Source organism: Streptococcus sp. HMSC072D05 (genome assembly GCF_001815805.1).
In the GTDB taxonomy this organism is placed as follows: Bacteria; Bacillota; Bacilli; order Lactobacillales; family Streptococcaceae; genus Streptococcus.
The window spans coordinates 123,351-148,879 of the sequence record NZ_KV821982.1 but is presented as its reverse complement, the minus strand read 5'-3'; the positions used below and the strand labels follow the sequence as shown (position 1 = coordinate 148,879).

Here is a 25,529-nt window from a genome sequence, read left to right as displayed (position 1 = left end):
AAGTTAGGAGGTCTTTATTTAATGATTATAGTATACACAGTCATCCTTAAACTCAACTTAAATCCTCTCGCTTTTTTATTAATTTTTAAAACTATGGATTGGAGCTGGGATTTGCCCACCGCGAGAGATGAAATCAACAGACGAAGCCCCGTTGACCTTCATAACTGGAGCTGTCCCTAGCAAGCCTCCAAACTCAATCATATCGCCTTCTTTGCCCTTTGGAATAATACGGACGGCCGTTGTTTTCATGTTAATGACACCAATTGCCGCCTCATCCGCAATCATAGCTGCAATGGTTTCAGCAGGCGTATCTTCCGGAATGGCAATCATATCCAGCCCAACAGAACAGATAGCCGTCATGGCTTCTAGTTTCTCTAAATTCAGAGAGCCATCTTGTACCGCACCAATCATCCCCTCATCTTCAGAAACGGGGATAAAAGCACCTGACAAGCCACCGACTTGGTTACAAGCCATCACTCCGCCCTTCTTAACTTGGTCATTCAAAAGAGCGAGGGCAGCCGTCGTCCCATGCGTACCAACTGTTTCTAGGCCCATTTCCTCAAGGACACGAGCCACAGAATCGCCAACTGCAGGAGTTGGTGCCAAGCTTAGGTCGACAATCCCAAAGTCAACACCCAGTCTCTCGCTGGCCATTTGACCGACTAGCTGACCAATACGAGTAATCTTAAAGGCTGTTTTCTTGACCGTCTCAGCTACAACATCAAAACTCTGACCACGAACTTTCTCCAAGGCGCGTTTGACAACACCAGGACCTGAAACACCAACATTGATGATAACATCTGCTTCCCCAACACCATGGAAAGCCCCTGCCATAAAAGGATTGTCCTCAACAGCATTAGCAAATACGACCAACTTGGCCGCACCCATATCTGATAGCGCAGCTGTTTCCTTGATGATACGCCCCATATCAGCGACCGCAGTCATGTTGATACCTGACTTGGTCGAGCCAATGTTAACAGACGAACAAACCTTGTCTGTCTCAGCTAGAGCGCGCGGGATAGAATTGATGAGAATTTCATCACCTTTTTGATAACCCTTTTGTACCAAGGCAGAGAATCCACCAATAAAATCAACACCGATCTCCTTGGCAGCCTTGTCAAGAGCCTTTGCCAAAACAAGATAGTCCGTCGCATCAGTCGCTGCACCAATTAAAGAAATCGGAGTCACCGATACTCGTTTATTAACAATAGGAATCCCAAGTTCTGCAGCAATTTCGTCTCCTACAGCCACTAAATTTGCAGCTTTAGTGGTGATTTTTTGGTAAATCTTTTCAGCAGCACGTTCAATATCTGGATCAATACAATCCAAAAGGGAAATCCCCATGGTGATGGTTCTGATATCGAAGTTCTGCTCCTCGATCATGGCAATGGTTTCTGTAACTTGTCTAATATCCATAGCCACCTCCTAGATATTATACATAGCGTCAAAAATCGCCGCACTTTGAATATTTATTTTGACATTCAAGGTCTGACCGAAAGTTTCAAACTCATTTCGAAGATAAGTGAAATCCTGTTTTTCGTCACTAGAAACGACCGCCATCATAGTAAAGTATTCATCCAACACCGTCTGAGAAATATCGTCAATATTCAAACCCAACTCTGCAATCTTAGTAGACACGCCTGCAACGATCCCAGCCTTGTCCTTACCAACCACTGTAATAATAGCCTTCATCCTTATACCCCATTTCTACGATTTTTAGAAAACCTGAACGTTTTTGATTTTCTTTTTTCCTAGTATAGCATATTTCCATAGAAAATACTAAAAAACGCCTGCTTACGAAGTTGTTCTTAAGAAAAAAACAATTTCGTAAACAAGCGTCTACCCTATCAAATGATGATGAGTGTTCCCGCTAGGACATAAGTCCCAGCGGTAGACCAGAGCTAGACTAAGAGCACAAGACTCCATCATCATAACACTCAACAAAATTGATGATTTTATACTAATTCGATGATCGCCATTGGCGCAGCATCACCACGACGTGGTTCAGTTTTAAGGATACGAGTGTATCCACCGTTACGTTCAGCATAACGAGGTGCGATTTCTGAGAACAATTTTTGAAGTGCTGTAGTAGAAGTGTACTTATCAGTTGCTTCATCATAGTTTTCAGATGCGATTTCATTACGTACGAAAGCAGCTGCTTGACGACGTGCATGCAAATCACCACGTTTACCTAGAGTAATCATTTTTTCAACAGTTTTACGGATTTCTTTAGCACGAGCTTCAGTTGTCACGATTGATTCGTTGATCAAAAGGTCAGTTGTCAAATCGCGAAGCATTGCTTTACGTTGTGAGCTAGTGCGTCCTAGTTTACGGTAAGCCATGTATTCCTCCTTTATTTATCTTTTAATCCAAGACCCAAGTCAATGAGTTTGAGTTTCACTTCTTCCAAACTCTTGCGTCCAAGATTTCGTACCTTCATCATCTCTGCTTCAGATTTTTCTGTCAAATCATGCACAGTATTGATACCGGCACGTTTCAAACAGTTGTATGAACGCACAGACAAGTCCAGTTCCTCAATCGTACGATCCAAAATACGATCGTCAGATTCAGTATCAGCTTCTTTCATCACTTCAGTTGACTTAGCAATCTCAGTAAGATTTGTAAACAAATCAAGATGTTCTGTCAAGATACGCGCTGAAAGCCCTAAAGCATCTTCTGGAATAATTGTTCCATTAGTCAAGATTTCAAGGGTTAATTTGTCAAATCCATCATTGCTACCTACACGAGCAGGCTCTACTTGATAGTTGACTTTTGTAACTGGTGTATAAATAGAATCTACAGCAAGTGTTCCAACTGGTGCATTATCTTTTTTGTTTTCATCAGCAGGTACATATCCACGACCACTGTTAACAGTCATTGTCGCTTTTAGAGAAGAACCTTCACCGATTGTAAAGAGATAATGATCTGGATTTACAATCTCAATATCACTATCAGTCAAAATGTCTCCAGCTGTAATTTCAGCAGGACCTTCAACGTCAAGTTCAATGATTTTTTCGTCTTCAACGTATGATTTCACTGCAATCCCTTTAATGTTCAGAATGATTTGCATCACGTCTTCACGAACACCTGGGACTGTGTCAAACTCATGCAAGACACCTTCAATGTTGATAGATGTCACTGCTGCTCCTGGTAGAGAAGCTAGTAGTACACGACGAAGAGAGTTACCAAGAGTTGTACCGTAGCCACGTTCAAGTGGTTCGATTACAAACTTGCCATAATCTTTATTCTCATCAATTTTTGTTATATTTGGTTTTTCAAACTCAATCATTTAGTTACTCCCTCTTAAACGAAAAGCAGTGTAATGCGATGATTATACACGGCGACGTTTTGGAGGACGAGCACCATTGTGTGGCACTGGAGTCACATCACGAATTGCTGTTACTTCAAGACCAGCGGCAGCAAGCGCACGAATAGCTGACTCACGACCAGAACCTGGACCTTTTACAGTAACTTCAACTGATTTAAGACCGTGTTCTTGTGCAGATTTAGCAGCAGCTTCAGAAGCCATTTGAGCAGCGAATGGTGTAGATTTACGAGAACCTTTGAAACCAAGAGCACCAGCTGATGACCAAGCAATTGCATTACCATGCACATCAGTAATCATAACAATAGTGTTATTAAATGTAGCGTGAATATGAGCAATACCAGATTCGATATTCTTTTTCACACGACGTTTACGTGTTGGTTTAGCCAAGACTTTTACCTCCTATATTATTTTTTCTTACCAGCAATCGCAACAGCTTTACCTTTACGAGTGCGAGCGTTGTTTTTGGTGTTTTGTCCACGGACAGGAAGTCCACGACGGTGACGAATACCACGGTAAGAACCGATTTCCATCAAACGTTTGATGTTCAAGTTTACTTCACGACGAAGGTCACCTTCAACTTTGATTGCATCCACTTCACGACGGATAGCATCTTCTTGATCTGACGTAAGGTCACGTACACGAACATCTTCTGAAATTCCAGCAGCAGCCAAAATTTTCTTAGATGTTGCAAGTCCGATACCATAAACGTAAGTTAATGAGATTACTACGCGTTTGTCATTTGGAATGTCAACTCCAGCAATACGAGCCATGTTTTCTCCTTTCTATCTTATCCTTGACGTTGTTTGTGTTTTGGATTTGCTGGGCAAATTACCATAACACGACCATTACGACGAATTACTTTACAGTATTCGCAAATTGGTTTGACCGATGGTCTTACTTTCATTTCTTATCCCTCCAAGTTTTTCGATTATTTAAAGCGGTAAGTGATACGTCCACGTGTCAAGTCATATGGACTCATCTCGACAGTAACACGATCTCCCGCTAAAATACGAATATAGTTTTTACGAATTTTACCAGAAACTGTTGCTAAAATCTGATGTCCATTTTCAAGTTCAACCGTAAACATTGCGTTAGGCATTGTATCGACTACTTTGCCTTCAACTTCAATCACATCGTCTTTTGCCACGCAAAAGCACCTCCATAAATTTCGATTTGATGCCTCTAAACATAGAGACAACAATTATAAGTCAGACTATCTCAGTATAACATTTGTAGCGATTTTTTGCAAGTGTGAAAAACGCTTTATTTCAAATTTGTCAATACTTTTTCGATGTCTTTGAACACATCATTGATATCTTGATTTCCTTCGATATCGTGGACCAAACCTTTGGCACGGTAGTGAGCAATGATTGGTTCACCTTGTGCAATATTCACATCCAAACGACGCTTAACTGTCTCCGGTTTGTCATCTTCGCGTTGGTAGTAATCTTCTTCTTTGTAGTCAACTGGTGGGTTGAAAACTTTGTGGAAGGTTTCACCTGTTTCGCGGTGGATGATGCGGCCACTCAAACGTTCCAAGAGAGAGTCTGGGTTCACTTCGATGTTGATCACACCTTCTAGTTCGATACCAAGTTCAGCCAATGTTTTGTCCAAGGCATGCGCTTGTTCAATCGTACGTGGGTAACCATCCAACAAGAAACCTGTTTCCTTGATGTCGTCCTGCGAAAGGCGTTCTTTAACGATTCCATTTGTAACTTCATCTGGAACCAACTCACCTTTGTCGATGTATGACTTTGCAAGTACACCCATTTCAGTTTGATTTGCCATAGCAGCACGGAACATATCTCCAGTTGAAATGTGTGCCACGTGGAATTGCTCCACAATTTTAGCTGCTTGCGTTCCCTTACCTGCTCCAGGTAAGCCCATAATCAAAAGATTCATGATAGGATCTCCTTATTTTGTATTTAAATAGAAGCAGAAATCTCTTTCAACCCCTATTTAAAAACAAAATAGAAGAGGGGAGACGAAAATCTCTCTGATAGATAGATCTTCATACTCCACTCTCTAAGCAAAAGTAATTTTGCTTTTATTCTGTTTTATCCATGAAACCAACATACTTACGTTTCAATAGGTAACCTTCTAGCTGTTTGATTCCTTCGATACCAGTTGAGATAATGATCAAAAGACTAGTTCCCCCAAAAGCAACAGCTTCTGAAAGACCAAAGACATCTTTTGCCACAATCGGCAAGATTGAAATCACACCAAGGAAGATTGATCCGACCGTCGCAAGGCGACGAAGAAGTTTCGACATGAATTCTTCAGTTCCCTTACCAGGACGGACACCATGAATGTAGGCTCCACTTTTTTGCAAGTTTTCTGCTGCTTTCTCTGGATTGATCTGTACAAATGTATAGAAGAATGTAAAGAGAATGATCAACAAGGCATACATAGCAACACCTGTTGGAGATGTTGTAGATAACATTTCCTGTGCTGTACGTACCCAAGCCCAATCATGACCTGTAGCACTCAAAAACTGAAGAATGGCTGCAGGTGCTGCTGTAATGGAACTTGCAAAGATAACTGGGATAACCCCCGCTGGGTTTACCTTCAATGGAAGGTATGAGCTTGATGGGGCTCCTTGAGCAACTTTTGTATATTGGATTGGAATTTTATATTCTGCCTGTTGAACATAGGTTGTAAAGTATACAATCAACAAGACAGCGATAATCAAAATAACGACAAAGATAATAGATGAAGTCAAACGGCTACTTGGAATATTGACGAAGTAGTCAACATAGATTCCTTTAATCATCTCAGGGATTGAAGCGACAATACCTGCAAAGATGATCATAGAAACACCGTTTCCGTATCCCTTATCTGTAATTTGTTCCCCGAGCCAAGTTACAATCATACTACCTGCTGTGAGGATAATACCAATAGTAACAAAAACTTGTGGAGTTAACGCTGTCGTTAATAATTTTGCTCCAGATAGAGTATTAAATCCTGCTGTAATCCCGATAGATTGAACAAATGCAAGTACAAGTGCAATATAACGAGTAGCCTGATTTAGTTTTCTCCGTCCTACTTCCCCTTGTTTGCCCCATTCTACAAACTTCGGTAAAATATCCATTTGTAGCAATTGAACAACGATGGAAGCAGTGATATACGGACTTACTCCGAGTGCGAAAACGGAGAAGTTCTTCATGGCATTCCCTGAAACAAGACTAAGCATGTTCAAGAAAGATAAACCACTGAGAGCTTCTAAACTTTTTGCATTCACACCTGGAACAGTGATACTTGTCCCAATACGGAAAACAAGAATAATAAAAATCGTAAAGAGAATTTTTGATCGAACTTGTTTAACCTTGAGCGCTTCTTTTAATAATTTAAAAAACATGGGTCACCTCTCTTAGATGACTTCTACAGAACCACCTTTAGCAGTGATAGCTTCCTCAGCTGATTTAGAGAATTTAGCTGCTTTCACAGTCAATTTCTTAGTCAACTCACCGTTACCAAGAATTTTAACTCCTGATTTTTCAGCTTTCACAATTCCTGCTTCGATAAGTACAACTGGAGTTACTTCTGCACCGTCTTCAAAGACGTTGAGTTGGTCAAGGTTTACAATTGCGTATTCTTTAGCGTTGATGTTAGTGAATCCACGTTTTGGAAGACGACGGAACAATGGAGTTTGTCCACCTTCAAAACCAAGGCGAACTCCGCCACCGCTACGAGCTTTTTGACCTTTTTGACCGCGACCAGATGTTTTACCGTTACCTGATGAAGTACCACGACCAACACGGTTACGTACTTTACGAGAACCTTCTGCAGGTTTCAATTCATGAAGTTTCATTATTGTTTTCTCCTCTTTTGTAAAATGCTAGCGCCGATAAGAGAGAAAAGGTTGTCTCCCTTATCAACTCGCCTATACATCGTCATCTTAGATGACTATACCTAGTTTTAGGGGATGAGTATTGCCACATCCCCTAAAAATTCATTAGTTTACTTCTTCAACTGTTACCAAGTGAGATACTGCAGTGATCATACCACGGATAGCAGCGTTGTCTTCTTTGATAACAGAGCTGTTCAATTTGCCAAGTCCAAGTGCTACAACAGTTTTACGTTGTGATGGAATGCGTCCGATTGGAGACTTAGTCAAAGTAATTTTAATTTGAGCCATTTTATCCCCTTTCTTATGCCAAATCAGAAACTGAAATACCACGAAGAGCAGCAACTTCTTCAGCGCGTTTCAATTGTTTCAAACCTTCAACAGTTGCGCGAACAATGTTGATTGGAGTGTTAGAACCAAGTGATTTAGATGTAATATCTGCCACACCTGCCAATTCCACAACGGCACGAACTGCACCACCAGCGGCAACTCCAGAACCTTCTACAGCAGGTTTCAACAATACTTTAGCTCCACCGAATTCTGAAAGAACTTCGTGTGGGATTGTTGTTCCAACCATAGGAACCTCAATCAAGTTTTTCTTAGCATCTTCTACTGCTTTGCGGATTGCTTCTGGAACTTCTTGAGCTTTACCAGTACCAAATCCTACGCGACCGTTGTGGTCACCAACAACAACAAGAGCTGCGAAACGAAGACGACGTCCACCTTTAACAACTTTTGTAACACGGTTGACAGCAACTACGCGTTCTTCTAATTCAACTGCATTGTCTTTAAATGCCATTTTCTAGTGTCCTCCTATTAGAATTTCAATCCGTTTTCACGAGCTGCATCAGCCAAAGCTTTCACACGTCCGTGATATAGATATCCACCGCGGTCGAACACCACTTCTGAAATACCTTTAGCGTTTGCACGTTCTGCAACGAGTTTACCGACAGTAACGGCTTGTTCAGTTTTAGTTCCTTTTGAAACTTCTTTGTCAAGAGTTGAAGCACTTGCGAGCGTTACACCCGCTACGTCATCAATCACTTGAGCGTAGATGCCTGTATTAGAACGGAATACGTTCAAACGTGGGCGATCAGCAGTTCCAGAGAGTTTTCCGCGAACGCGACGGTGGCGTTTTTGGCGGAGTTTGTTTTTATCTGGTTTAGAAATCACAGTTTTCACCTCTTTAGTTTTAAATCGTGTGCTATGCACTAAGTTGGAAAATAGGTTGGTGGTTAAAAATCAACCACTCAACATTATTTACCTGTTTTACCTTCTTTACGGCGAACGAATTCACCAACGTAACGGATACCTTTACCTTTATATGGTTCTGGTGAACGAAGGCTACGTACGTAAGCAGCTGTTTGACCAACTACTTCTTTTGAAATTCCGCTAACAACGATTGTTGTTGGGTTTGGAAGTTCAAAAGTAATTCCTTCTGGAGCTTCAACTTCGTCTGGATGAGATTTACCAACAGCCAAAACAAGTTTAGATCCTTGAAGTTGTGCACGGTAACCAACCCCGCGCATTTCAAGTTCTTTCTTGAATCCTTCTGATACACCAACAACCATGTTGTTCAAAAGGGCACGAGTAGTTCCGTGGATTGTTTTCATTTCTTTTGAATCGTTTGGACGGTGAAGAGTTACTTCCGTTCCTTCCACACGAATTTCAATATCTTTTGAGAACTCACGAGTAAGTTCTCCTTTAGGTCCTTTTACAGTTACAACGTTGTCATTGTTAGTGATTTCAACACCAGCAGGCAACACGATAACTTTATTACCAATACGTGACATGTTTATTTTCTCCTGTTAGATTGTCAGGCCCATTATAGCCAGTTTTCACGGGGTTAAAGATACTTATTGAGTTCAATAGCTAAATTGAACACGCTCTAAGAACTGTGCAAAATAGATAAGTTGGCTTGTTTGTAAACAAACTTCTCCAACTTCCTAATTTTGCTTTGTTCTTTACGAGCTTTGTATCTTGATTTTACCAAACGTAAGCGATAACCTCACCACCAACGTTCTTTTGGCGAGCTTCTTTATCAGTAAGCAAACCTTCAGAAGTTGAAAGGATAGCAATTCCAAGTCCGTTAAGAACTTTTGGAAGATCTTCACGTTTTTTGTAGACACGAAGTCCTGGTTTAGAAACACGTTTCAAGTTAGTGATAACTTTTTCACCGTTTGGTCCGTATTTAAGGAATACACGGATGATGCCTTGTTTGTCATCTTCGATGATTTCTACGTTCTTAACAAAACCTTCGCGTTTAAGGATTTCAGCAATCCCTTTTTTGATGTTTGATGCAGGTACTTCAAGTACTTCGTGTTTCGCTTGGTTAGCGTTACGAATACGAGTTAGGAAGTCTGCGATTGGGTCAGTCATAACCATTTTGTTTTTCTCCTCTTACTAGTAGTTTGCAAGTTGCACTTGCTAGTTAATACATGATACAAAGAGCGTAAAAGCAAGAGCAAAAATAGGCAATTTGATGCAGGAGCGATGCTCCAAAGAAAATTGGTCTTTTTTGCCAAAGCTGTAGCTCGTGTTCAAATTGGCAAGTCCAACTGAACCCGGGCTAAACTCTGTGTGAAAAAGATAAACTTTCCTAGAAACTTCAGTTTCTTCGTCAAGTTTCCTATTTTCACTTGGAGTTTTGATGCCCTTGATATCTTAAATTACCAAGATGCTTTTGTTACACCAGGAATTTGTCCTTTGTAAGCTAATTCACGGAAGCAAACACGGCAAAGTTTAAATTTGCGGTAAACTGAATGTGGACGACCACATTTTTCACAACGAGTATAAGCTTGAGTAGAGAACTTCGCTGGACGTTTGTTCTTAGCAATCATTGATTTTTTAGCCATTAGATTTACCTCCTATATTATTTTGCAAAAGGCATTCCAAGGCCTGTAAGCAATGCACGTGACTCTTCGTCAGTGTTAGCAGTTGTTACGATAACGATGTCAAGACCACGAGTTTTGTCAACGTCATCAAAGTTGATTTCTGGGAAGATCAATTGTTCTTTCACACCAAGAGTGTAGTTTCCGCGTCCATCAAATGATTTTGTTGGAACACCGTGGAAGTCACGCACACGTGGAAGTGAAACTGAAACCAATTTGTCCAAGAATTCGTACATACGTTCACCACGAAGGGTAACTTTTGCACCGATCGCTACACCTTCACGAAGACGGAAGCCGGCGATTGATTTTTTAGCTTTAGTGATAAGTGGTTTTTGACCTGAGATAAGTGCCAATTCTTCAGCAGCTTTTTCAAGACTTTTAGCGTTTGATACAGCTTCACCAACACCCATGTTCAAAACGATCTTATCTACTTTAGGCACAGCCATCACTGATGAGTAGTTGAATTGTTCTGTCAAAGCAGGAACTACTTCATTAAGATATTTTTCTTTTAAACGATTTGCCATTATACTTCTCCTTTCCTTCGTGATTAATCAAGCACTTCGCCTGATTTTTTGTTGTAGCGAACTTTTTTACCGTCTACAAATTTGTAACCAACACGACCAGCCACACCATTTTTGTCCAATACTTGAACGTTTGATACGTGGATAGCTGCTTCTTTCTCGATGATACCACCTTGAGGAAGCTCGTTAGTTGGACGTTGGTGTTTCTTAACGATGTTCACACCTTCAACGATAACTTTGTTTACTTTTGGAAGGGCAGTAAGGACAACAGCTTCTGTTCCCTTATCTTTACCAGCGATTACGCGAACTTTGTCGCCTTTTTTTACAAACATTAGGTTTCTCCTTGATTTTTCTTACGCCCATAAGGGCACCCTAGCCTGAAGCTAGGGGACTAGTTTGTTTGTTTTTGCTCTGCGAAAATCAAAGCAATCCTTCGTCAGTTTCAACTCACCTAACTTAAGTTATGCTTTCGTTTCACTTCCTAGACTTGTTTTAATTTTCTTTGAGCAACCAATTAAAGTACTTCTGGAGCAAGTGACACGATCTTCATGAAGCCACCTTCACGCAATTCACGTGCAACTGGGCCAAAGATACGTGTTCCGCGAGGAGTTTTGTCTTCACGGATGATAACTGCTGCGTTTTCGTCAAATTTGATGTATGAACCATCAGCACGACGAGCACCTGATTTAGTACGAACGATAACAGCTTTTACAACGTCACCTTTTTTAACCGCACCACCAGGAGTAGCTTGTTTTACAGATGCCACGATAACATCACCGATGTTTGCAAATTTACGTCCTGAACCACCAAGAACTTTGATAGTCAAGATTTCGCGCGCACCGCTGTTGTCTGCGACTTTCAAACGAGTTTCTGTTTGAATCATTTCAGTTTTCTCCTTTCAGGTTTGATTAGATGATGACCGCTTCTTCAACAACTTCTACAAGACGGAAACGTTTTGTAGCTGAAAGCGGACGAGTTTCCATGATACGTACGATATCGCCTTCTTTGGCAACATTGTTTTCATCATGTGCTTTGTATTTCTTAGAGTAGTTAATACGTTTACCATAGACTGGGTGGTTACGTTTTGTTTCAACTACAACTGTGATTGTCTTGTCCATTTTGTCAGATACAACACGTCCAACAAGAACTTTACGATTATTGCGTTCCATTGAAATTTCTCCTTCCCTAGTCTATTATTTCGCTTCAGATTGAACTGTTTTGATACGAGCGATTTGTTTTTTAACTTCTTTCAAGCGAGCTGTTTGTTCCAATTGACCAGTAGCAGCTTGGAAACGAAGTTCAAACAATTCTTTTTTCAATTCGTTTTCGCGCTTCGCGAGATCTTCTTGAGAAAGACCACGAAGTTCTTTAACAAATTCTTTTACTTCATTAAGTTTCATGCCTTCTCCTTATTCTGCTTCACGTTTTACAAATTTACATTTAACTGGCAATTTGTGGCTTGCAAGACGAAGCGCTTCGCGAGCGATTTCTTCAGATACACCAGCGATTTCGAACATCACTTTACCACGTTTAACTGGTGCTACCCAACCTTCAGGTGCCCCTTTACCAGATCCCATACGCACACCGATAGCTTTAGCAGTGTATGATTTGTGTGGGAAGATTTTAATCCAAACTTTACCACCACGTTTCATGTAACGAGTCATAGCGATACGAGCAGCTTCGATTTGGCGGTTAGTGATCCAGTGGCTAGTTGTAGCTTGAAGACCGTATTCACCGAATGCTACTTCTTTTCCACCTTTTGCTTCACCGCGCATTTTTCCACGGAATTCACGACGGTGTTTAACACGTTTAGGTACTAACATTGGTTATTTACCTCCTTTAGTGTTTTTACGAGCTGGAAGAACTTCACCACGGTAGATCCATACTTTAACACCAAGTTTACCGTATGTAGTATCTGCTTCTTCCCAAGCGTAATCGATATCTGCACGAAGTGTGTGAAGTGGAACAGTTCCTTCAGAGTATCCTTCAGCACGGGCGATATCTGCACCGTTCAAACGACCTGATACTTGAGTTTTAATTCCTTTAGCTCCAGCACGCATTGCACGTTGGATTGCTTGTTTTTGTGCACGACGGAAAGCGACACGTTGCTCCAATTGACGAGCAATTCCTTCACCTACAAGGTGAGCATCCAAATCAGGTTGTTTGATTTCGATGATGTTGATGTGTACTTGTTTTCCAGTCAATTTGTTAAGTTTTGCACGGAGTGCATCAACGTTAGCACCACCTTTACCGATGACCATACCTGGTTTAGCAGTGTGAAGTGAAACGTTAACTTTGTTTACTGCGCGTTCAATTTCGATAGTTGAAACTGCTGCGTCAGCCAATTCTTTTTGAACGAATTTACGGATTGCAAGATCTTCATGAAGGTAATCCGCGTATTCTTTTTCAGCATACCATTTGGCATCCCAATCACGGATGATGCCGACACGCATACCAATTGGATGTACTTTTTGACCCACGATGTTACCTCCTTATTTTTCTGCAACAGCTACAGTGATGTGAGCTGTACGTTTGTTGATTGGTGAAGCTGAACCTTTCGCACGTGGACGGAAACGTTTCATAGTTGGTCCTTCGTTTGCGAATGCTTCAGATACTACCAAGTTAGCTTTATCCAAACCAAAGTTGTTTTCAGCGTTAGCTACAGCTGAGTTCAAAACTTTCAAGATGATTTCAGCAGCTTTGTTTGGAGTGAATGTCAAGATTGCGATTGCATCGGCTACGCTTTTACCACGGATGTTATCAAGAACAAGACGTGATTTACGAGGTGAAACACGTACTGTACGAGCCATTGCTTTAGCTGAAGTAATTTCTGCCATTTATGTTCTCCTTATTTTCTACGTGTTTTCTTGTCGTCTGCAGCGTGACCTTTGTAAGTACGAGTTGGTGCAAATTCACCAAGTTTGTGACCTACCATGTCTTCTTGGATGTAAACAGGTACGTGTTTACGTCCGTCATAAACTGCGATAGTGTAACCAATGAAACTTGGAAAGATCGTTGAACGACGTGACCAAGTTTTGATAACTTTTTTCTTTTCGTCATTAGCTTGAGCTTCAACTTTTTTCATCAAATGCTCATCGACGAAAGGTCCTTTTTTAAGACTGCGTCCCATTTTTATATTTTCTCCTTTAAATGTTGTACCACAGCGGCTTGCGCTCATATGGAGCGCTACCGAGCTGGCGGATTTCCTAGTTGCTTAAGCAACTAGTTTACTATTATTTCTCGTTGCGACGACGAACGATAAGTTTGTCAGATTTCGCTTTCTTGTTACGAGTTTTAAGACCAAGAGCAGGTTTGCCCCATGGAGTAGATGGCGCTTTACGACCAACTGGTGCTTTACCTTCACCACCACCGTGTGGGTGATCGTTAGGGTTCATTACAGAACCACGAACTGTTGGGCGGATACCTTTCCAGCGGCTACGTCCTGCTTTACCAAGGTTTACAAGTCCATGTTGTTCGTTTCCGACAACACCAACTGTTGCACGACAAGTTCCAAGAATCATACGAACTTCGCCAGATTGAAGACGAACAAGAACGTATTTACCTTCTTGACCCAATACTTGAGCAGAAGCACCAGCAGCACGTACCAATTCTCCACCACGACCTGGTTTCAACTCGATGTTGTGGATCAAAGTACCAACTGGGATGTTAGCAAGTGGAAGTGCGTTTCCGACTTTGATATCTGCTTCTGGACCTGAAACGATACGTTGACCAACTTCAAGACCTTTTGGAGCGATGATGTATGCTTTCACACCGTCAGTGTAGTGTACAAGAGCGATGTTTGCAGAACGGTTTGGATCGTACTCGATTGTTTTAACAACAGCTTCAACGTTGTCTTTGTTACGTTTGAAGTCAACCAAACGGTAGAAACGTTTGTGTCCACCACCTTGGTGACGAACTGTGATACGACCGTTGTTGTTACGACCAGCCTTGCTCTTCAATGCAACAAGCAATGATTTTTCAGGAGTGCTTGTTGTGATTTCAGCGAAATCCAAAGAAGTCATATTACGGCGACCGTTTGTTGTTGGTTTATAAACACGAATTCCCACGATATTTCCTCCTTAGATTATTCAGCTTCAGCAGCGAACAACTCGATTGCTTTTGAATCAGCTGTAAGTGTGATGATAGCTTTTTTAGTTTTGTTAGTAAAACCAGTGTAACGTCCAACACGTTTAGCTTTAGGTTTTACGTTGATTGTGTTAACGTTGGCAACTTTAACACCTTCGAAAGCAGCTTCAACAGCTTGCTTGATCAAAAGTTTGTGTGCACGAGTGTCAACTTCAAATACATATTTCCCTGCTTCAAGTTGAGCCATTGAGCTTTCAGTGATGACAGGTTTTTTGATAACATCATACAAATTCATTATGCAAGAACCTCCTCGATTTTAGAGATAGCTGCTTGTGTGACAAGAAGTTTGTCGCTATTTGCGATGTCAAGAACACTTGCAGTTGTAGCAGTTGCAACTTTCACGTTTGGAAGGTTACGAGCTGAAAGAGCTGCGAATTCATTTCCTTCTTCAAGGATAACAAGAACTTTAGAATCGATGCTCAATGCTGCAAGAACTTTTGCAAATTCAGCAGTTTTTGGAGCTGTAAATGAAAGAGCGTCTACAGCTACGAATTTGTTTTCAGCAACTTTTTCAGAGTAAACTGATTTAAGAGCTAGGCGACGAACTTTTTGTGGAAGTTTGTAGCCGTATGAACGTGGAGTTGGTCCGAAGACAACACCACCACCACGCCATTGTGGTGAGCGGATAGAACCTTGACGAGCACGTCCAGTTCCTTTTTGACGCCATGGTTTGCGTCCACCACCTGATACTGCAGAGCGGTTTTTAACAGCGTGTGTTCCTTGACGAAGGCTTGCGCGTTGGCTGATGATCACATCAAACACAACTGATTCATTTGGTTCGATACCAAATACTGCATCGTTAAGAACAACTTGGCCAGCTTCTTTACCAGTTTGGTCAAATAATGTTACGTTTGCCATTGTGACTGATTTCCCCTTTCTTTATTATTTACCAGCTTTAACTGCTGATTTGATAGTGATAAGAGATTTCTTAGCACCTGGTACGTTACCTTTGATAAGGATAACGTTCTTTTCTGGAACAACTTGTACAACTTCAAGGTTTTGAATTGTTACGCGGTCGCCACCCATACGTCCTGCAAGGTTTTTACCTTTGAATACGCGGTTAGGTGCAACAGGTCCCATAGAACCTGGACGACGGTGGTAACGAGAACCGTGAGCCATTGGTCCACGTGATTGTCCGTGGCGTTTGATAACACCTTGGAAACCTTTACCTTTAGAAGTACCAGTTACGTCAACAACGTCTCCAGCTGCGAATGTTTCAACTGTGATTTCAGCACCAACTTCCAAGCCTTCAACGTTTTTGAATTCACGAATGAAGCGCTTAGGAGCCGTGTTAGCTTTCGCTACATGTCCTTTAGCAGGTTTGTTGCTCAATACTTCGCGTTTGTCATCGAAACCAACTTGGATAGCGTTGTATCCGTCTGTTTCAACAGTTTTAACTTGAAGAACAACGTTTGGAGTTGCTTCAATAACTGTTACAGGGATCAATTCGCCAGCTTCAGTGAAGATTTGAGTCATTCCCACTTTTTTCCCTAAGATTCCTTTTGTCATGAGAAAATAGTTCCTTTTCTATATTTTTTATTCAAAAAGTTTTTAACGAGCGTTTTTTATGCTCAAGGTATCAAGCTTTAGATTAAAGTTTGATTTCTACGTTTACACCACTTGGAAGATCCAATTTCATCAACGCATCAACTGTTTTTTGAGTTGGGTTAACGATATCGATCAAACGTTTGTGTGTACGCATTTCAAATTGTTCGCGAGAGTCTTTGTATTTGTGAGTCGCACGAATGATTGTGTAGAGGCTACGCTCAGTTGGAAGTGGGATTGGACCCGCAACTTGTGCACCTGTACGAGTAGCTGATTCTACGATTTTTGCAGCCGCTGTATCAAGCGTACGGTGTTCGTAAGCTTTCAAACGGATACGGATTTTTTTGTTTGCCATCTTTTTCTCCTTTTCGTCTATTTAAGATAATAGGCTAGCTCCACAAGAAAACCGACGCGCGTTGCGTGGCAATGCAACCGAGCGTGTCGCAACCTCTTGCATCAAAGCTAAGGCTGTAATTTACAGCACCATAATAGAATAACACAAAGCCCCTGCGATTGCAAGGGATTTGTGAGCTTTTTTTCGTTTTTTTAAGATGAAACTGTTTTCTCTTTTTATCTTTCCAAAATTACGGATTTATATCTATAAAAAAACCGGCTTTTCTTCTATATAATGTGAGTCATTTTGACCTTGAATGTATCTTCTGATTGATCTACTAAAATGTCCGCTTTAGACTCGGTTTCTCTATAGTATCGCAGGTACTGCTCCCTTCTCATCTGATGGCTAGCTAATACAAAAGATGCATCGCGATTTCTCATAGTCGTATCTCGAGCTAGACGCCTCTTTAATTCGGTCTCCTCATCCGTGTAGAAACTGATGGTTTTGTCAAAGAGTTCCTTGGGTAGAAAGCCCACAGACATCCCTTCAACAATCAGAATCGGCTTGGCTCCAGACAAGACCTCGCTAGCCTTCCACGGTTCATCGATTGTTAAGACATCCATACCTGCCTGCAAGGCGAGAATATCTCTCTGTAAACTTGCCAGTTCATGCGCCACTGGGAGACAAGCTGTCACCTTTTGATTTGGTGCTTGCTTTGGTACTACCAGGTGACGTTCTGAAGTGATATAGGGATCTGTTTCTAGTAAATTTACTGTAGTGGAATCTAGGGCTTGATGTAATTCCTGAGCGAAGGTTGACTTACCTGAAGCCCCATGACCGTAGATCCCTAGTGTCCTAATTCTTCCCGTTTCGATCTCTGAAACCAGTTGTTCTATCAGGTCTTTTTTCTTCATTCTCTCTTCACCTGCTCATAGCTTTCTTTTCCGTCGTTAAGTTTGTCCCAAATCACTATTTGACCTTGTTTGAGAGATTTTTGCACATCGATAATTCGTTGATTAGAAGACCCTCGAAACTGGAGCATAAGATTGCGCTTGCTTTTATCATACCGTCCATCGACAAGGATGTCAATCAGCGACAAGAGTTCCAATTTGTCTGGAGTCTCCAGCATCATTTCTTCCCAAGTGTAGCCCGTCCAGGACCAGATGTCTTTGTCTGGCAATTCCTTTCGAATGCGCTTAACGAGCGGTAAGAGGATACCTGTATTGAGAAATGGTTCTCCTCCTAGCAAGGTCAATCCTTGAACATAGGATTGGGCAAGGTCTGCCATGATTTGTTCTTCTAACTCTGGCGTATAAGGAATCCCAGCATTAAATGACCAGGTCGCAACATTATAGCATCCCTCACAGTGGAACATGCAACCTGATACATAGAGAGAGTTGCGCACACCTTCTCCATCGACAAAGTTAAAGGCCTTATAATCAATGATCCGCCCTTTACTAAGCTCCTCACTTTTCCATTCACCTGGTTTTGGTGTATTCCATGTCATCCTTCTACTCCAAATCTATCCAGTAACGTTCTACGCCATTGCGAACATCCTCAAACACCCCACTATTTGCCACAATCACCGCCCTACTAGCAGGATTTTCCGTACTACAGGTCACAAGTGCTTTTTTGATGTTCTTTTCCTTAGCAACTTGTAGACCTTGTCGGAGGGATTCTTTGGCATAACCCTTACCTCTTTCAGATGGACGAATGGAGTAGCCAATATGGCCCCCGTTTTCTAGTAAGTAGTCATTTAATCGGAGACGAAGGTTGAGAAAGCCAAGAGCCTGGCCTGCTACGTCAAAACTAACCAGCTGGATAGCAGGAACCCAGTTTTCAGGAATATTGAGTCCCGCTTCCGCTTGAAGATTTTCTTCTAGCCACTCTTCATAAACAAAATTGTTGGCGTTCCAAAATCCGCCATCGTGGGCTGATTGAGTCTGTTCAAACTCTGCCATCATCTCTAAAACTGTTTCTTTATCTGCCAATATCGGTCTGCGTAGTTCCATATTCCCCTCCCACCTAAGAGAAAAGTGAGAGCAGACTCTCACTTTTATTTTTTCTTGTTCTTGTTTAAAAACTGTTCTCTGAGGTTGAGCAAGCGTTCTTTTTTACCTGTTCCACCTTTCGAGTGTTTCTCGTGATAACGGGTCACTTGTGCGCGTCCCTTATCGTCTAATTGGTATTTCCCCATTCCATTTCCTTCTAATTTGTTACTTCATGTCCAGCTGTTTTAATAGTTGAACCGTTCATGTGTTTGACACGCGCAGCGATTTCCTTGTGGCGTCCATTAACCATTGGACGCGCTTGAGGATTCCCCAGATAACCACACGTACGTTTGACCACATCTACTGTTTTAGGGTCGCTATTGCCACAGTTTGGACAAGCAAATCCTCGCTCAGTTGGTTCAAAATCCCCTTCAAAGTCACACTTGTAGCAACAATCAATAGGAGTATTGGTCCCTAGATAGCCGACACGGTCATAGGCATAGTCCCAAACAGCTTCCAAGGCTTTAGGATTTTGTTGAAGAACTGGATACTCACAATAATGGATAAAACCACCTGACGCACCTGCTTCTGGATAAACTTTCTCAAAGTCTAATTTTTCAAACGGCGTTGGATTTTTCCGGACATCGTAGTGGAACGAGTTGGTGTAGTATTCCTTATCCGTGATGTCAGGAATAGAACCAAACTTCTCTGTGTCTAAGCGACAGAAGCGATCTGTCAGACTTTCAGACGGTGTGGAGTAGATCGAGAAATGGTAACCATATTGGTCAGACCACTCTTCCACACGACGTTTCATATCGCGAATAATATCCAATGTGAATTCCTTGGCTTCAGGATTGCTTTCCCAGCTATTTCCAAAGAAGACTGTAGCCACTTCGTACAAACCGATGTAGCCCAGCGAAACTGTCGCACGGCGATTCTTAAAGAGTTGGTCAACACTTTCTTCTTTTCCGAGACGGCGGCCGAAGGCTCCATACTGATAAAGGATAGGGGCATTTGCTGGTGTTGCTTCCTTGGTTCGTTCGACACGATAAACCAGAGCATCCTCCGCAATGTTCATTCTCTCGTTGAAGATTTCCCAAAACTTATTCAGATCTCCTTCAGACTCGAGGGCGATACGAGGCAGATTAACCGTCACAACACCTAGATTCATACGACCTGAATTGACCTCAACACCATTTTCATCTTTCCAGCCTTGGAGGAAGGAGCGACAACCCATAGGAACCTTGAAAGAACCAGTCAGTTCGATAATCTTATCATAGGACAAGACATCTGGGTACATCCGCTTGGTTGCACACTCAAGAGCCAACTGTTTGATGTCGTAGTTAGGTGAACCTTCCTCTAAGTTGAGTCCTCTTTTCAGCGTAAAGATGAGTTTAGGAAAGATGGCTGTGCGGTGTTCTGAACCAAGCCCCTTGATTCGGATGGTCAAGATAGCTTTTTGAATTTCCCGCTCAAAACGACTAGTTCCTAGACCAAAACCTAGTGAAGTAAAAGGTGTTTGTCCATTTGAAGTGAAGAGGGTATTGATTTCATACTCAAGAGATTGCATGGCATCGTAGATGTCTTTTTGGGTTTTCTTCCAAGCATAATCTTCCCGTTTGTCAGGCAAGACCCATTCTTCCGCATCCTTGAGGTGTTTTTGGTAATTCTTCTCCGCATAAGGCGCCAAGACTTCATCGATACGGTCAGCTGAACAGCCCCCGTACTGGCTAGAAGCAACGTTGGCGATGATTTGTGAAATCTGAGCGGTCGCAGTCTGGATAGACTTGGGACTCTCTACCTCTGCATTTCCAATCTTAAAACCATTTTCCAGCATGCCTTTAAAATCAATCAAACAGCAGTTGGTCATCGGAGTGTAGGGACTGTAGTCCAAGTCATGATAGTGGATATCCCCTTTTTGGTGAGCATTGGCTACGTGCTTAGGAAGCATTTGCAGTCCGATTGATTTCCCAACAATCCCTGCTGTCAAATCACGCTGGGTATTAAAGACATCACTGTCTTTATTGGCATTTTCATTGACAACTGCTTGATCTTTATTGAGAAGTTTATGGATACTAAAGTTGATATCTGTCGCTTTTGAGCGCTCAAAATCCCTTTGTGTCCGATAAGTGATATACTCCTCAGCTAGCGCATATTCTTTGGCTTCAAGGAGTTCATGTTCTACGACATTTTGAATTTCGTAAATCTTGACACCTTGAGGGAAGCGACTGTGAATTTCAGTCACGATTCTTTCAACTAGACCATTTAGGCGTTTTTCTACTAGAGGCGTAACGTCCATAACCTTTTCCGCCGCCTTGTGGAGAGCCTTGTCAATCTTGTCTACATCAAACACCACACGTCTACCATCTCGTTTTTCAACGAACAAGGTGGGAACGGTTGCAAGCTTTTCTTCTAATACAATCATATCCATGCTCTTTTCTAAAATATTGTTGAATTGTTTATATTCAGTATTATACCACTCTAAAAATAAAAATCAATATCTTGTGTTAAAAATCCTAAAATTTTTAAAATTCCACAAGATATTGATTTTTTGTTATTTTGATTTATAAAGTTTGAACTCGCTAGTATCTGTCTGAACAAGCTCATAGTTTTCACTGAGCCAGCTCTCTACATCTGACCACAAGGCAACTTTTTGATTGACCACAATCATCTTCGGTTGATTCTCTTTCAGGTCATTCATCAGTTTGGTTTTATTTTCATCGCTTGCAGTATAGAGTGTTGGAGTTGATAGAGAAGTCGGCGCCAAGCGTTCACTTACACGGTAGAAATCAGGACGATCATCCCAAGCATAGACACGATCCTCAGAACTCGTTTGTTGTTTGACCACGCTAGCAAGACGTTCTCTCTCCTGATAAGTCGTTGGGTGAGAAAGGTAACGACTCACAATAGGAAGAACAATGAGATAGGCAAGGGCAATCAGTGGTAGATAGAAATTTCCTTTAAAGAAAGAAGTTTGTTTCTCACGTCTTCTTCTACGACGACTCCCTCCATCTGAAACATCTTCCTTGATTCCTGTCAGAAGGAGCAAGACCAAGAAAGGAATTAGCACCACAAGACGAGTACCGTTGATAGGTTCTTTGGAGAGAATCAAGATTCCCAAAGAAACCAACAATCCCAAGCTAGCAGCAATTGAGAGGGCATATTGCTTGGCTGGTTTTGACTGGAACAAGCCTGTAAAGAGCAAACCAAGGGAACCTAACCCAATAGCAAGCAAGCCATAGAAGGCTGCATTTTCAAGCAAATGCGAGTTCGAAAAGAGGCTAAGAGTATTTACCGGATATAAGGTCTGGCTAATGGCATCCCCAAAACTACCTGTCCACACTGTATAGTAGCCTAAAGGATAGAATAAGAGTGAAAATCCTAGGGCTGACGCAAAAAACTGATATAGACCATGAACAAAGTGACCTTTGCCTAGATTAAAGCCGATAATTCCCAAGGCCAGTACAGCCGCAAACAAGGCGGTTTGGATTGGCGCAAGGAAGAAAGCAAGTGCAAGGCTCATCCCCACTCGTACAAATCCTTTGTCGTCCTTTGGAAAAGCGAGATAATTTGTAACGATACTCAATGAATAAAATAGGAAAGGCAGGGCTAGCAAGAGAGCATAGCCACCACCAAAAGCGAGGCCCGCTACAAGCAAGTATAAAATAAAGACAACTCGCTCCGCTTCCTTTTCTTGGCCGACAAGAGTATCCGCAGCTTTGAAAAGAAAAACACCTGCTCCAAACAAGGCAAACCACTCAACCAAAGCAATCAAAACACTGCCTTGAAAAAGATAGTTTAGCACATAATAGAGCAATCCCTCCGTCCCAAAGTAATCTGTATACATTTGACCATTTTGATGCAAGGCCCAACCGGTATAAAGATCTTGAGTTTGTTGCGGACTGACTAAACCAAAAATAATAGGCAGGGCTACCGAAATGGCTGTAGTCACCAAACTCCAAAGTAAAATACTAAAAAAGGGAATGGGAGCTCCTTCTCGTTTTTCTGGCACTGACCAGTCTTGGTAATGAGATTCTTCTTGTTTCTCATCTATTTTCCCGTATACGTTCATTCAATTTCTCCTCTAAGTTTATCTGTTTTAGTATATCAAAATCTTACAGGAATGTCAGCTTGGGATTGATATTTGCTGAATTTCTTATCCAATAGCGCAAAACGTTCGATTTCACGAAAACGGTGGAAGCGACTATTACTATACTCTCTGACAAAATCATCTTCTTCTAGATTAAGCATGGTTTTCTCCTTTACTTATCTATTCGTAAGAAGACAAAAATAAGATCCAGCCTTGGGCTAGATCTTAGTGGATAGTTAGAGCATAGGCGCAAACAACTGGACAATTTCCTTAATCAGGCTTTGATACCAGCTTGTTTTGATAGTGTGAGGATAAATTTCTTGAGAAACTTTAAAAATCTCTTCGAAGTCTCTTTCAATATCGATGATGGACTGCGTTCTATAAAGCAAGACGGCATTTTCATAGTGGTGAAGCAAACTCCGATAGTCAAAATTGATGGTCCCCACAGTAGCTGCCTCTCCATCGACAAGCATTTGCTTGCTATGAAGGAATCCCGGACTGTACTCATAAATACGAACCCCTGCAGATAACAAGTCTGGATAAGCTCCTCGAGTAACTAACTGAATAACCTTCTTATCTGGGATACACGGTGTTACAATTCTCACATCTACCCCTCTCAGAGCTGCATTTTTGATACTTTCGGTGAGATCATAGTCAGCAATTAGATAGGGAGTCGTGATGTAGACGTAATCTGTAGCTTGATTGATAAGATTTTGGTAGACCGTTTTTCCAACTTGAGCTCTGTAGATGGGTTTTGGCCCACTACTATAAGGAATACAGAGACCCATCCCATCTTTTGGTTGATTTTCGAGATGGTATTGGTCAAAGTCACTAATCTCTCCACGGTTGATATACCAGGCAGATAAAAAGAGTCTAGTAAAAGCCTTAACCGCCGATCCATCCAGACGAATACCGCTATCCTTCCAATAACCAAAGCGTTCGATATGATTGATATACTCGTCTGCTAGATTGGCACCCCCTGTATAGGCAATCTGCCCATCGATAATCATGATTTTACGGTGGTCACGGTTGTTATAGGCAACGGTCAAGCGCGGAATCACCTTGTTAAATTTATGGGCTTCAATCGCTCGGCTACGAAGCTGGATGGTATAATCCCCAGGTAAGGTTGCCATACATCCAATATCGTCATAAAGAAGCTTAACTTCTACTCCTTGAGCAGCCTTTTCTTCCAAAATCTCTAAAATGCTGTTCCACATCAAGCCTTCTTCGATGATATAGTACTCAAGAAAGATAAATTTCTCCGCTTTTCTGAGATCCTCTAGCATCTGATGCCACATACTTTCACCAGAAGCAAAAAATTGTGTATCCGTTCGATCATAGACATCAGCATTCGTATCCATACTGAGAAGGGATTTGATGACCCCATAAGCAGACTTGTCTTGTTCCTTTAACTCCAAACGGAGGGCTCTGCTATTGTCCTCTCGGTCAACCATTGATTGGAGTTGTTTCAACTGCTTGATTTCTTTTTTAGATAGATGGCGTTCTCCAAACATGATATAGAGCAAGGGACCAAATACTGGAACAAAGGCTACTAACAGCCATGTTACCTTGCTTTCTGGATTCATAGAACGATTAACAATCGATACAATGGTCGCCATACTCATCAAAATAACTAGAATAATCCAGAGAATCGGAGCCATCTGCCCTAGATAGAGAAACAAACCAAAGACGATAAACAACTCTGCCAACATGATGGTAATACTAAAACCATACTTGGACATGATTAGCTGCATTTTTCTAGCTGTCATACATCCCCTTCCTTTTCTAACATTCTCCTAACTGCTTGATAAACTAATGTCTCTACTAGTATACCTCAGTTCAGGGGTAGATGGCAACCTTTTACTCTTGCCCTTCCATTTTCAGATGCGTATTACAGTTTGAGAGCCAACATATTGACTGTCATACCGGCAGCAGTTCCCATAAGGTAGACGATAGCTCCTTCTTTAATCAATCCATGGTCCAATGAATAGGCCAAGCCAAATGGCACAGAGACTGACACCATATTTCCATAGTCTGTGACGAGATTGAGGTATTGATTCTCGGCCACACCTAGTTTTTCCATGACCAAAGGAAGGGCGCGACTAGCTTGATGAGGAATGATATAGTCCACATCTGCCAAGGCTAGCTGTGTTTTTTCTTGAAACTCTTCAAACATGACTGGGATTTTACGAGCTGACAAGAGGAGGATTTTCTTTCCCTTCATATCAAACATATAGTTAGTCTTGGTCGCTTCAGAGTATTCTTTGGGTTGAAAAGAAGTCAGACCTCCACGAATCTCCGTATCGTGAGCCCCTTCTGACCAAGTACGTTGGAGACTAGCAATGACCCCTTTTTCCTGATGACTTTTTTGGAAAATAAAGGCTGCCGCCCCATCACTAAAGAGTCCAAAACTTTCTTTTTGCTTGGGATTAAGCCCTAAACTTCCAACCTCACTGGATACAATCAAGACACGATTGTATTCGCCCGCCTCAATCAAGTGGGACATGGTCGATAGGGCAGAAATAAAGCTGGTACAGGTCGTATTGATATCCATAGCTGGAATAGAGAGTCCTTTTGCCACGCGCTCATGAATCAAGGCAGCAGTACAAGGAATAGGCTGAACTCCAACTGCACTAGCTGATACAAGGCAATCGATATCTTTAATATCTAAATTTGCATGTTCAAGCGCACGCTGAATCGCTACCTCTGCCAAGTCGAGTTGCGTTTCTTCATTTTCAACTACACGATAACGGGTCTGGTCTTTGAATTGGACGGTATGCTTGGGAAGGCAAACACCATAACCTGCGATTTCTACATGTCTTTTTACTTCTGTCAT

General features: G+C 41.7%; 40 protein-coding genes. All 40 read right to left on the bottom strand.

The genetic code is table 11. The features are described 5' to 3' along the window. Window positions 1-78: 78 nt before the first annotated feature. Complete coding sequence (locus tag HMPREF3057_RS00755; protein WP_000354871.1) at window positions 79-1,416, bottom strand: PFL family protein; 1,338 nt, start codon at window positions 1,414-1,416, stop codon at window positions 79-81. Between the two features lie 9 nt (window positions 1,417-1,425). Further along, the gene (locus tag HMPREF3057_RS00750; protein WP_000644111.1) at window positions 1,426-1,692 is read right to left on the bottom strand and encodes an ACT domain-containing protein; all 267 of its coding nucleotides are present in this window, start codon (window positions 1,690-1,692) and stop codon (window positions 1,426-1,428) included. Window positions 1,693-1,955: 263 nt separating this feature from the next. Beyond that, the gene (gene rplQ, locus HMPREF3057_RS00745) at window positions 1,956-2,342 is read right to left on the bottom strand and encodes a 50S ribosomal protein L17 (protein ID WP_000331493.1); all 387 of its coding nucleotides are present in this window, start codon (window positions 2,340-2,342) and stop codon (window positions 1,956-1,958) included. A gap of 11 nt (window positions 2,343-2,353) precedes the next feature. Then, on the bottom strand, window positions 2,354-3,289 hold the full coding sequence (locus HMPREF3057_RS00740; protein WP_000568993.1) for a DNA-directed RNA polymerase subunit alpha: 936 nt from the start codon (window positions 3,287-3,289) through the stop codon (window positions 2,354-2,356). Window positions 3,290-3,331: 42 nt separating this feature from the next. Beyond that, window positions 3,332-3,715 carry a 30S ribosomal protein S11 gene (gene rpsK, locus HMPREF3057_RS00735; RefSeq protein WP_001118385.1) on the bottom strand — a complete coding sequence of 128 codons (384 nt, stop codon included), beginning with the start codon at window positions 3,713-3,715 and terminating at the stop codon, window positions 3,332-3,334. A 17-nt stretch (window positions 3,716-3,732) separates the two neighbouring features. After that, window positions 3,733-4,098: a 30S ribosomal protein S13 gene (gene rpsM, locus HMPREF3057_RS00730; RefSeq protein ID WP_000090781.1), complete on the bottom strand. Its 366-nt coding sequence runs from the start codon at window positions 4,096-4,098 to the stop codon at window positions 3,733-3,735. Window positions 4,099-4,115: 17 nt separating this feature from the next. Beyond that, complete coding sequence (gene rpmJ, locus HMPREF3057_RS00725) at window positions 4,116-4,232, bottom strand: 50S ribosomal protein L36 (protein WP_001808836.1); 117 nt, start codon at window positions 4,230-4,232, stop codon at window positions 4,116-4,118. Between the two features lie 24 nt (window positions 4,233-4,256). Continuing rightward, the gene (gene infA / locus HMPREF3057_RS00720; protein ID WP_001029883.1) at window positions 4,257-4,475 is read right to left on the bottom strand and encodes a translation initiation factor IF-1; all 219 of its coding nucleotides are present in this window, start codon (window positions 4,473-4,475) and stop codon (window positions 4,257-4,259) included. A 116-nt stretch (window positions 4,476-4,591) separates the two neighbouring features. Next, complete coding sequence (locus HMPREF3057_RS00715; RefSeq protein WP_049519216.1) at window positions 4,592-5,230, bottom strand: adenylate kinase; 639 nt, start codon at window positions 5,228-5,230, stop codon at window positions 4,592-4,594. 145 nt (window positions 5,231-5,375) lie between these two features. After that, on the bottom strand, window positions 5,376-6,686 hold the full coding sequence (gene secY / locus HMPREF3057_RS00710) for a preprotein translocase subunit SecY (protein ID WP_000465387.1): 1,311 nt from the start codon (window positions 6,684-6,686) through the stop codon (window positions 5,376-5,378). 12 nt (window positions 6,687-6,698) lie between these two features. After that, a complete protein-coding gene (rplO, locus tag HMPREF3057_RS00705; protein WP_000766089.1) occupies window positions 6,699-7,139 on the bottom strand; it encodes a 50S ribosomal protein L15 in 441 nt (146 codons plus the stop codon). A gap of 144 nt (window positions 7,140-7,283) precedes the next feature. Next, window positions 7,284-7,466 (bottom strand): 50S ribosomal protein L30, encoded by a 183-nt coding sequence (gene rpmD / locus HMPREF3057_RS00700; protein WP_000057241.1) that lies wholly within the window; start codon window positions 7,464-7,466, stop codon window positions 7,284-7,286. Between the two features lie 13 nt (window positions 7,467-7,479). Further along, window positions 7,480-7,974: a 30S ribosomal protein S5 gene (rpsE, locus tag HMPREF3057_RS00695; protein WP_000874204.1), complete on the bottom strand. Its 495-nt coding sequence runs from the start codon at window positions 7,972-7,974 to the stop codon at window positions 7,480-7,482. A gap of 17 nt (window positions 7,975-7,991) precedes the next feature. After that, window positions 7,992-8,348 (bottom strand): 50S ribosomal protein L18, encoded by a 357-nt coding sequence (rplR, locus tag HMPREF3057_RS00690; RefSeq protein ID WP_004244055.1) that lies wholly within the window; start codon window positions 8,346-8,348, stop codon window positions 7,992-7,994. An 83-nt stretch (window positions 8,349-8,431) separates the two neighbouring features. Continuing rightward, on the bottom strand, window positions 8,432-8,968 hold the full coding sequence (gene rplF, locus HMPREF3057_RS00685; protein WP_000086626.1) for a 50S ribosomal protein L6: 537 nt from the start codon (window positions 8,966-8,968) through the stop codon (window positions 8,432-8,434). A gap of 193 nt (window positions 8,969-9,161) precedes the next feature. Continuing rightward, the gene (gene rpsH / locus HMPREF3057_RS00680; RefSeq protein ID WP_000245504.1) at window positions 9,162-9,560 is read right to left on the bottom strand and encodes a 30S ribosomal protein S8; all 399 of its coding nucleotides are present in this window, start codon (window positions 9,558-9,560) and stop codon (window positions 9,162-9,164) included. A gap of 284 nt (window positions 9,561-9,844) precedes the next feature. Beyond that, window positions 9,845-10,030, bottom strand: coding sequence for a type Z 30S ribosomal protein S14 (locus HMPREF3057_RS00675; protein ID WP_001085697.1), 186 nt, complete (start codon window positions 10,028-10,030; stop codon window positions 9,845-9,847). 17 nt (window positions 10,031-10,047) lie between these two features. Beyond that, the gene (gene rplE / locus HMPREF3057_RS00670; protein ID WP_000013542.1) at window positions 10,048-10,590 is read right to left on the bottom strand and encodes a 50S ribosomal protein L5; all 543 of its coding nucleotides are present in this window, start codon (window positions 10,588-10,590) and stop codon (window positions 10,048-10,050) included. Between the two features lie 23 nt (window positions 10,591-10,613). Then, window positions 10,614-10,919: a 50S ribosomal protein L24 gene (gene rplX, locus HMPREF3057_RS00665; protein WP_000497691.1), complete on the bottom strand. Its 306-nt coding sequence runs from the start codon at window positions 10,917-10,919 to the stop codon at window positions 10,614-10,616. Window positions 10,920-11,101: 182 nt separating this feature from the next. Then, a complete protein-coding gene (rplN, locus tag HMPREF3057_RS00660) occupies window positions 11,102-11,470 on the bottom strand; it encodes a 50S ribosomal protein L14 (RefSeq protein ID WP_000616545.1) in 369 nt (122 codons plus the stop codon). Between the two features lie 25 nt (window positions 11,471-11,495). Further along, window positions 11,496-11,756 (bottom strand): 30S ribosomal protein S17, encoded by a 261-nt coding sequence (gene rpsQ, locus HMPREF3057_RS00655; protein ID WP_000440801.1) that lies wholly within the window; start codon window positions 11,754-11,756, stop codon window positions 11,496-11,498. Between the two features lie 24 nt (window positions 11,757-11,780). Next, complete coding sequence (gene rpmC / locus HMPREF3057_RS00650) at window positions 11,781-11,987, bottom strand: 50S ribosomal protein L29 (RefSeq protein WP_042767674.1); 207 nt, start codon at window positions 11,985-11,987, stop codon at window positions 11,781-11,783. A gap of 9 nt (window positions 11,988-11,996) precedes the next feature. Continuing rightward, window positions 11,997-12,410: a 50S ribosomal protein L16 gene (gene rplP / locus HMPREF3057_RS00645; RefSeq protein WP_000960946.1), complete on the bottom strand. Its 414-nt coding sequence runs from the start codon at window positions 12,408-12,410 to the stop codon at window positions 11,997-11,999. Window positions 12,411-12,413: 3 nt separating this feature from the next. After that, a complete protein-coding gene (rpsC, locus tag HMPREF3057_RS00640; protein ID WP_000529936.1) occupies window positions 12,414-13,067 on the bottom strand; it encodes a 30S ribosomal protein S3 in 654 nt (217 codons plus the stop codon). Window positions 13,068-13,079: 12 nt separating this feature from the next. Beyond that, window positions 13,080-13,424 (bottom strand): 50S ribosomal protein L22, encoded by a 345-nt coding sequence (gene rplV, locus HMPREF3057_RS00635; RefSeq protein ID WP_000818137.1) that lies wholly within the window; start codon window positions 13,422-13,424, stop codon window positions 13,080-13,082. An 11-nt stretch (window positions 13,425-13,435) separates the two neighbouring features. After that, window positions 13,436-13,717, bottom strand: a complete 282-nt coding sequence (gene rpsS / locus HMPREF3057_RS00630) for a 30S ribosomal protein S19 (protein ID WP_000533766.1) — start codon at window positions 13,715-13,717, stop codon at window positions 13,436-13,438. 103 nt (window positions 13,718-13,820) lie between these two features. Beyond that, window positions 13,821-14,654: a 50S ribosomal protein L2 gene (rplB, locus tag HMPREF3057_RS00625; protein ID WP_000512910.1), complete on the bottom strand. Its 834-nt coding sequence runs from the start codon at window positions 14,652-14,654 to the stop codon at window positions 13,821-13,823. 17 nt (window positions 14,655-14,671) lie between these two features. Next, window positions 14,672-14,968: a 50S ribosomal protein L23 gene (locus HMPREF3057_RS00620; protein WP_001055347.1), complete on the bottom strand. Its 297-nt coding sequence runs from the start codon at window positions 14,966-14,968 to the stop codon at window positions 14,672-14,674. Next, on the bottom strand, window positions 14,968-15,591 hold the full coding sequence (gene rplD, locus HMPREF3057_RS00615) for a 50S ribosomal protein L4 (RefSeq protein ID WP_000024537.1): 624 nt from the start codon (window positions 15,589-15,591) through the stop codon (window positions 14,968-14,970). Before rplD ends, HMPREF3057_RS00620 begins: the two co-directional genes overlap by 1 nt. A gap of 24 nt (window positions 15,592-15,615) precedes the next feature. Continuing rightward, entirely contained in the window at window positions 15,616-16,242 is a 627-nt protein-coding gene (gene rplC / locus HMPREF3057_RS00610; protein ID WP_000160197.1) for a 50S ribosomal protein L3, read from the bottom strand. 82 nt (window positions 16,243-16,324) lie between these two features. After that, window positions 16,325-16,633 (bottom strand): 30S ribosomal protein S10, encoded by a 309-nt coding sequence (gene rpsJ, locus HMPREF3057_RS00605; RefSeq protein ID WP_001284513.1) that lies wholly within the window; start codon window positions 16,631-16,633, stop codon window positions 16,325-16,327. Between the two features lie 266 nt (window positions 16,634-16,899). After that, window positions 16,900-17,526 carry a uridine kinase family protein gene (locus HMPREF3057_RS00600; protein ID WP_000725972.1) on the bottom strand — a complete coding sequence of 209 codons (627 nt, stop codon included), beginning with the start codon at window positions 17,524-17,526 and terminating at the stop codon, window positions 16,900-16,902. Then, window positions 17,523-18,119 carry an anaerobic ribonucleoside-triphosphate reductase activating protein gene (gene nrdG / locus HMPREF3057_RS00595; RefSeq protein WP_000220163.1) on the bottom strand — a complete coding sequence of 199 codons (597 nt, stop codon included), beginning with the start codon at window positions 18,117-18,119 and terminating at the stop codon, window positions 17,523-17,525. Before nrdG ends, HMPREF3057_RS00600 begins: the two co-directional genes overlap by 4 nt. 4 nt (window positions 18,120-18,123) lie before the next feature. Next, window positions 18,124-18,624: a GNAT family N-acetyltransferase gene (locus tag HMPREF3057_RS00590; protein WP_000423394.1), complete on the bottom strand. Its 501-nt coding sequence runs from the start codon at window positions 18,622-18,624 to the stop codon at window positions 18,124-18,126. A gap of 44 nt (window positions 18,625-18,668) precedes the next feature. After that, complete coding sequence (locus HMPREF3057_RS00585) at window positions 18,669-18,809, bottom strand: hypothetical protein (protein WP_000521625.1); 141 nt, start codon at window positions 18,807-18,809, stop codon at window positions 18,669-18,671. Between the two features lie 11 nt (window positions 18,810-18,820). After that, window positions 18,821-21,028 (bottom strand): anaerobic ribonucleoside-triphosphate reductase, encoded by a 2,208-nt coding sequence (gene nrdD / locus HMPREF3057_RS00580; protein ID WP_000636180.1) that lies wholly within the window; start codon window positions 21,026-21,028, stop codon window positions 18,821-18,823. A 129-nt stretch (window positions 21,029-21,157) separates the two neighbouring features. Further along, window positions 21,158-22,675: a hypothetical protein gene (locus HMPREF3057_RS00575; RefSeq protein ID WP_001103719.1), complete on the bottom strand. Its 1,518-nt coding sequence runs from the start codon at window positions 22,673-22,675 to the stop codon at window positions 21,158-21,160. A 35-nt stretch (window positions 22,676-22,710) separates the two neighbouring features. Then, window positions 22,711-22,854, bottom strand: coding sequence for a hypothetical protein (locus HMPREF3057_RS10260; protein ID WP_000933188.1), 144 nt, complete (start codon window positions 22,852-22,854; stop codon window positions 22,711-22,713). A gap of 75 nt (window positions 22,855-22,929) precedes the next feature. After that, on the bottom strand, window positions 22,930-24,462 hold the full coding sequence (gene cls, locus HMPREF3057_RS00570; protein WP_070695997.1) for a cardiolipin synthase: 1,533 nt from the start codon (window positions 24,460-24,462) through the stop codon (window positions 22,930-22,932). Between the two features lie 122 nt (window positions 24,463-24,584). Next, entirely contained in the window at window positions 24,585-25,529 is a 945-nt protein-coding gene (locus HMPREF3057_RS00565; protein WP_070695995.1) for a 3-oxoacyl-[acyl-carrier-protein] synthase III C-terminal domain-containing protein, read from the bottom strand.

What these genes read in the sequence shown, in the direction of transcription:
- rplX (WP_000497691.1), bottom strand. Translation starts at nt 10,919, where the DNA reads ATGTTTGTAAAAAAAGGCGACAAAGTTCGCGTAATCGCTGGTAAAGAT.
- rpmJ (WP_001808836.1), bottom strand. Translation starts at nt 4,232, where the DNA reads ATGAAAGTAAGACCATCGGTCAAACCAATTTGCGAATACTGTAAAGTA.
- HMPREF3057_RS00590 (WP_000423394.1), bottom strand. Translation starts at nt 18,624, where the DNA reads ATGGAACTACGCAGACCGATATTGGCAGATAAAGAAACAGTTTTAGAG.
- HMPREF3057_RS10260 (WP_000933188.1), bottom strand. Translation starts at nt 22,854, where the DNA reads ATGCTTAATCTAGAAGAAGATGATTTTGTCAGAGAGTATAGTAATAGT.
- cls (WP_070695997.1), bottom strand. Translation starts at nt 24,462, where the DNA reads ATGACAGCTAGAAAAATGCAGCTAATCATGTCCAAGTATGGTTTTAGT.
- HMPREF3057_RS00585 (WP_000521625.1), bottom strand. Translation starts at nt 18,809, where the DNA reads ATGGGGAAATACCAATTAGACGATAAGGGACGCGCACAAGTGACCCGT.
- rplP (WP_000960946.1), bottom strand. Translation starts at nt 12,410, where the DNA reads ATGTTAGTACCTAAACGTGTTAAACACCGTCGTGAATTCCGTGGAAAA.
- rplO (WP_000766089.1), bottom strand. Translation starts at nt 7,139, where the DNA reads ATGAAACTTCATGAATTGAAACCTGCAGAAGGTTCTCGTAAAGTACGT.
- HMPREF3057_RS00600 (WP_000725972.1), bottom strand. Translation starts at nt 17,526, where the DNA reads ATGAAGAAAAAAGACCTGATAGAACAACTGGTTTCAGAGATCGAAACG.
- rpmC (WP_042767674.1), bottom strand. Translation starts at nt 11,987, where the DNA reads ATGAAACTTAATGAAGTAAAAGAATTTGTTAAAGAACTTCGTGGTCTT.
- rpsH (WP_000245504.1), bottom strand. Translation starts at nt 9,560, where the DNA reads ATGGTTATGACTGACCCAATCGCAGACTTCCTAACTCGTATTCGTAAC.
- rpsS (WP_000533766.1), bottom strand. Translation starts at nt 13,717, where the DNA reads ATGGGACGCAGTCTTAAAAAAGGACCTTTCGTCGATGAGCATTTGATG.
- HMPREF3057_RS00740 (WP_000568993.1), bottom strand. Translation starts at nt 3,289, where the DNA reads ATGATTGAGTTTGAAAAACCAAATATAACAAAAATTGATGAGAATAAA.
- secY (WP_000465387.1), bottom strand. Translation starts at nt 6,686, where the DNA reads ATGTTTTTTAAATTATTAAAAGAAGCGCTCAAGGTTAAACAAGTTCGA.
- rpsQ (WP_000440801.1), bottom strand. Translation starts at nt 11,756, where the DNA reads ATGGAACGCAATAATCGTAAAGTTCTTGTTGGACGTGTTGTATCTGAC.
- rplQ (WP_000331493.1), bottom strand. Translation starts at nt 2,342, where the DNA reads ATGGCTTACCGTAAACTAGGACGCACTAGCTCACAACGTAAAGCAATG.
- rplD (WP_000024537.1), bottom strand. Translation starts at nt 15,591, where the DNA reads ATGGCAAACGTAACATTATTTGACCAAACTGGTAAAGAAGCTGGCCAA.
- rpsJ (WP_001284513.1), bottom strand. Translation starts at nt 16,633, where the DNA reads ATGGCAAACAAAAAAATCCGTATCCGTTTGAAAGCTTACGAACACCGT.
- nrdG (WP_000220163.1), bottom strand. Translation starts at nt 18,119, where the DNA reads ATGACATGGAATACACCAAAACCAGGTGAATGGAAAAGTGAGGAGCTT.
- HMPREF3057_RS00755 (WP_000354871.1), bottom strand. Translation starts at nt 1,416, where the DNA reads ATGGATATTAGACAAGTTACAGAAACCATTGCCATGATCGAGGAGCAG.
- rplF (WP_000086626.1), bottom strand. Translation starts at nt 8,968, where the DNA reads ATGTCACGTATTGGTAATAAAGTTATCGTGTTGCCTGCTGGTGTTGAA.
- HMPREF3057_RS00675 (WP_001085697.1), bottom strand. Translation starts at nt 10,030, where the DNA reads ATGGCTAAAAAATCAATGATTGCTAAGAACAAACGTCCAGCGAAGTTC.
- rpsE (WP_000874204.1), bottom strand. Translation starts at nt 7,974, where the DNA reads ATGGCATTTAAAGACAATGCAGTTGAATTAGAAGAACGCGTAGTTGCT.
- HMPREF3057_RS00750 (WP_000644111.1), bottom strand. Translation starts at nt 1,692, where the DNA reads ATGAAGGCTATTATTACAGTGGTTGGTAAGGACAAGGCTGGGATCGTT.
- HMPREF3057_RS00575 (WP_001103719.1), bottom strand. Translation starts at nt 22,675, where the DNA reads ATGAACGTATACGGGAAAATAGATGAGAAACAAGAAGAATCTCATTAC.
- HMPREF3057_RS00715 (WP_049519216.1), bottom strand. Translation starts at nt 5,230, where the DNA reads ATGAATCTTTTGATTATGGGCTTACCTGGAGCAGGTAAGGGAACGCAA.
- rplN (WP_000616545.1), bottom strand. Translation starts at nt 11,470, where the DNA reads ATGATTCAAACAGAAACTCGTTTGAAAGTCGCAGACAACAGCGGTGCG.
- rpmD (WP_000057241.1), bottom strand. Translation starts at nt 7,466, where the DNA reads ATGGCTCAAATTAAAATTACTTTGACTAAGTCTCCAATCGGACGCATT.
- rpsM (WP_000090781.1), bottom strand. Translation starts at nt 4,098, where the DNA reads ATGGCTCGTATTGCTGGAGTTGACATTCCAAATGACAAACGCGTAGTA.
- HMPREF3057_RS00620 (WP_001055347.1), bottom strand. Translation starts at nt 14,968, where the DNA reads ATGAATTTGTATGATGTTATCAAAAAACCTGTCATCACTGAAAGCTCA.
- rplV (WP_000818137.1), bottom strand. Translation starts at nt 13,424, where the DNA reads ATGGCAGAAATTACTTCAGCTAAAGCAATGGCTCGTACAGTACGTGTT.
- rplE (WP_000013542.1), bottom strand. Translation starts at nt 10,590, where the DNA reads ATGGCAAATCGTTTAAAAGAAAAATATCTTAATGAAGTAGTTCCTGCT.
- nrdD (WP_000636180.1), bottom strand. Translation starts at nt 21,028, where the DNA reads ATGATTGTATTAGAAGAAAAGCTTGCAACCGTTCCCACCTTGTTCGTT.
- rplC (WP_000160197.1), bottom strand. Translation starts at nt 16,242, where the DNA reads ATGACAAAAGGAATCTTAGGGAAAAAAGTGGGAATGACTCAAATCTTC.
- HMPREF3057_RS00565 (WP_070695995.1), bottom strand. Translation starts at nt 25,529, where the DNA reads ATGACAGAAGTAAAAAGACATGTAGAAATCGCAGGTTATGGTGTTTGC.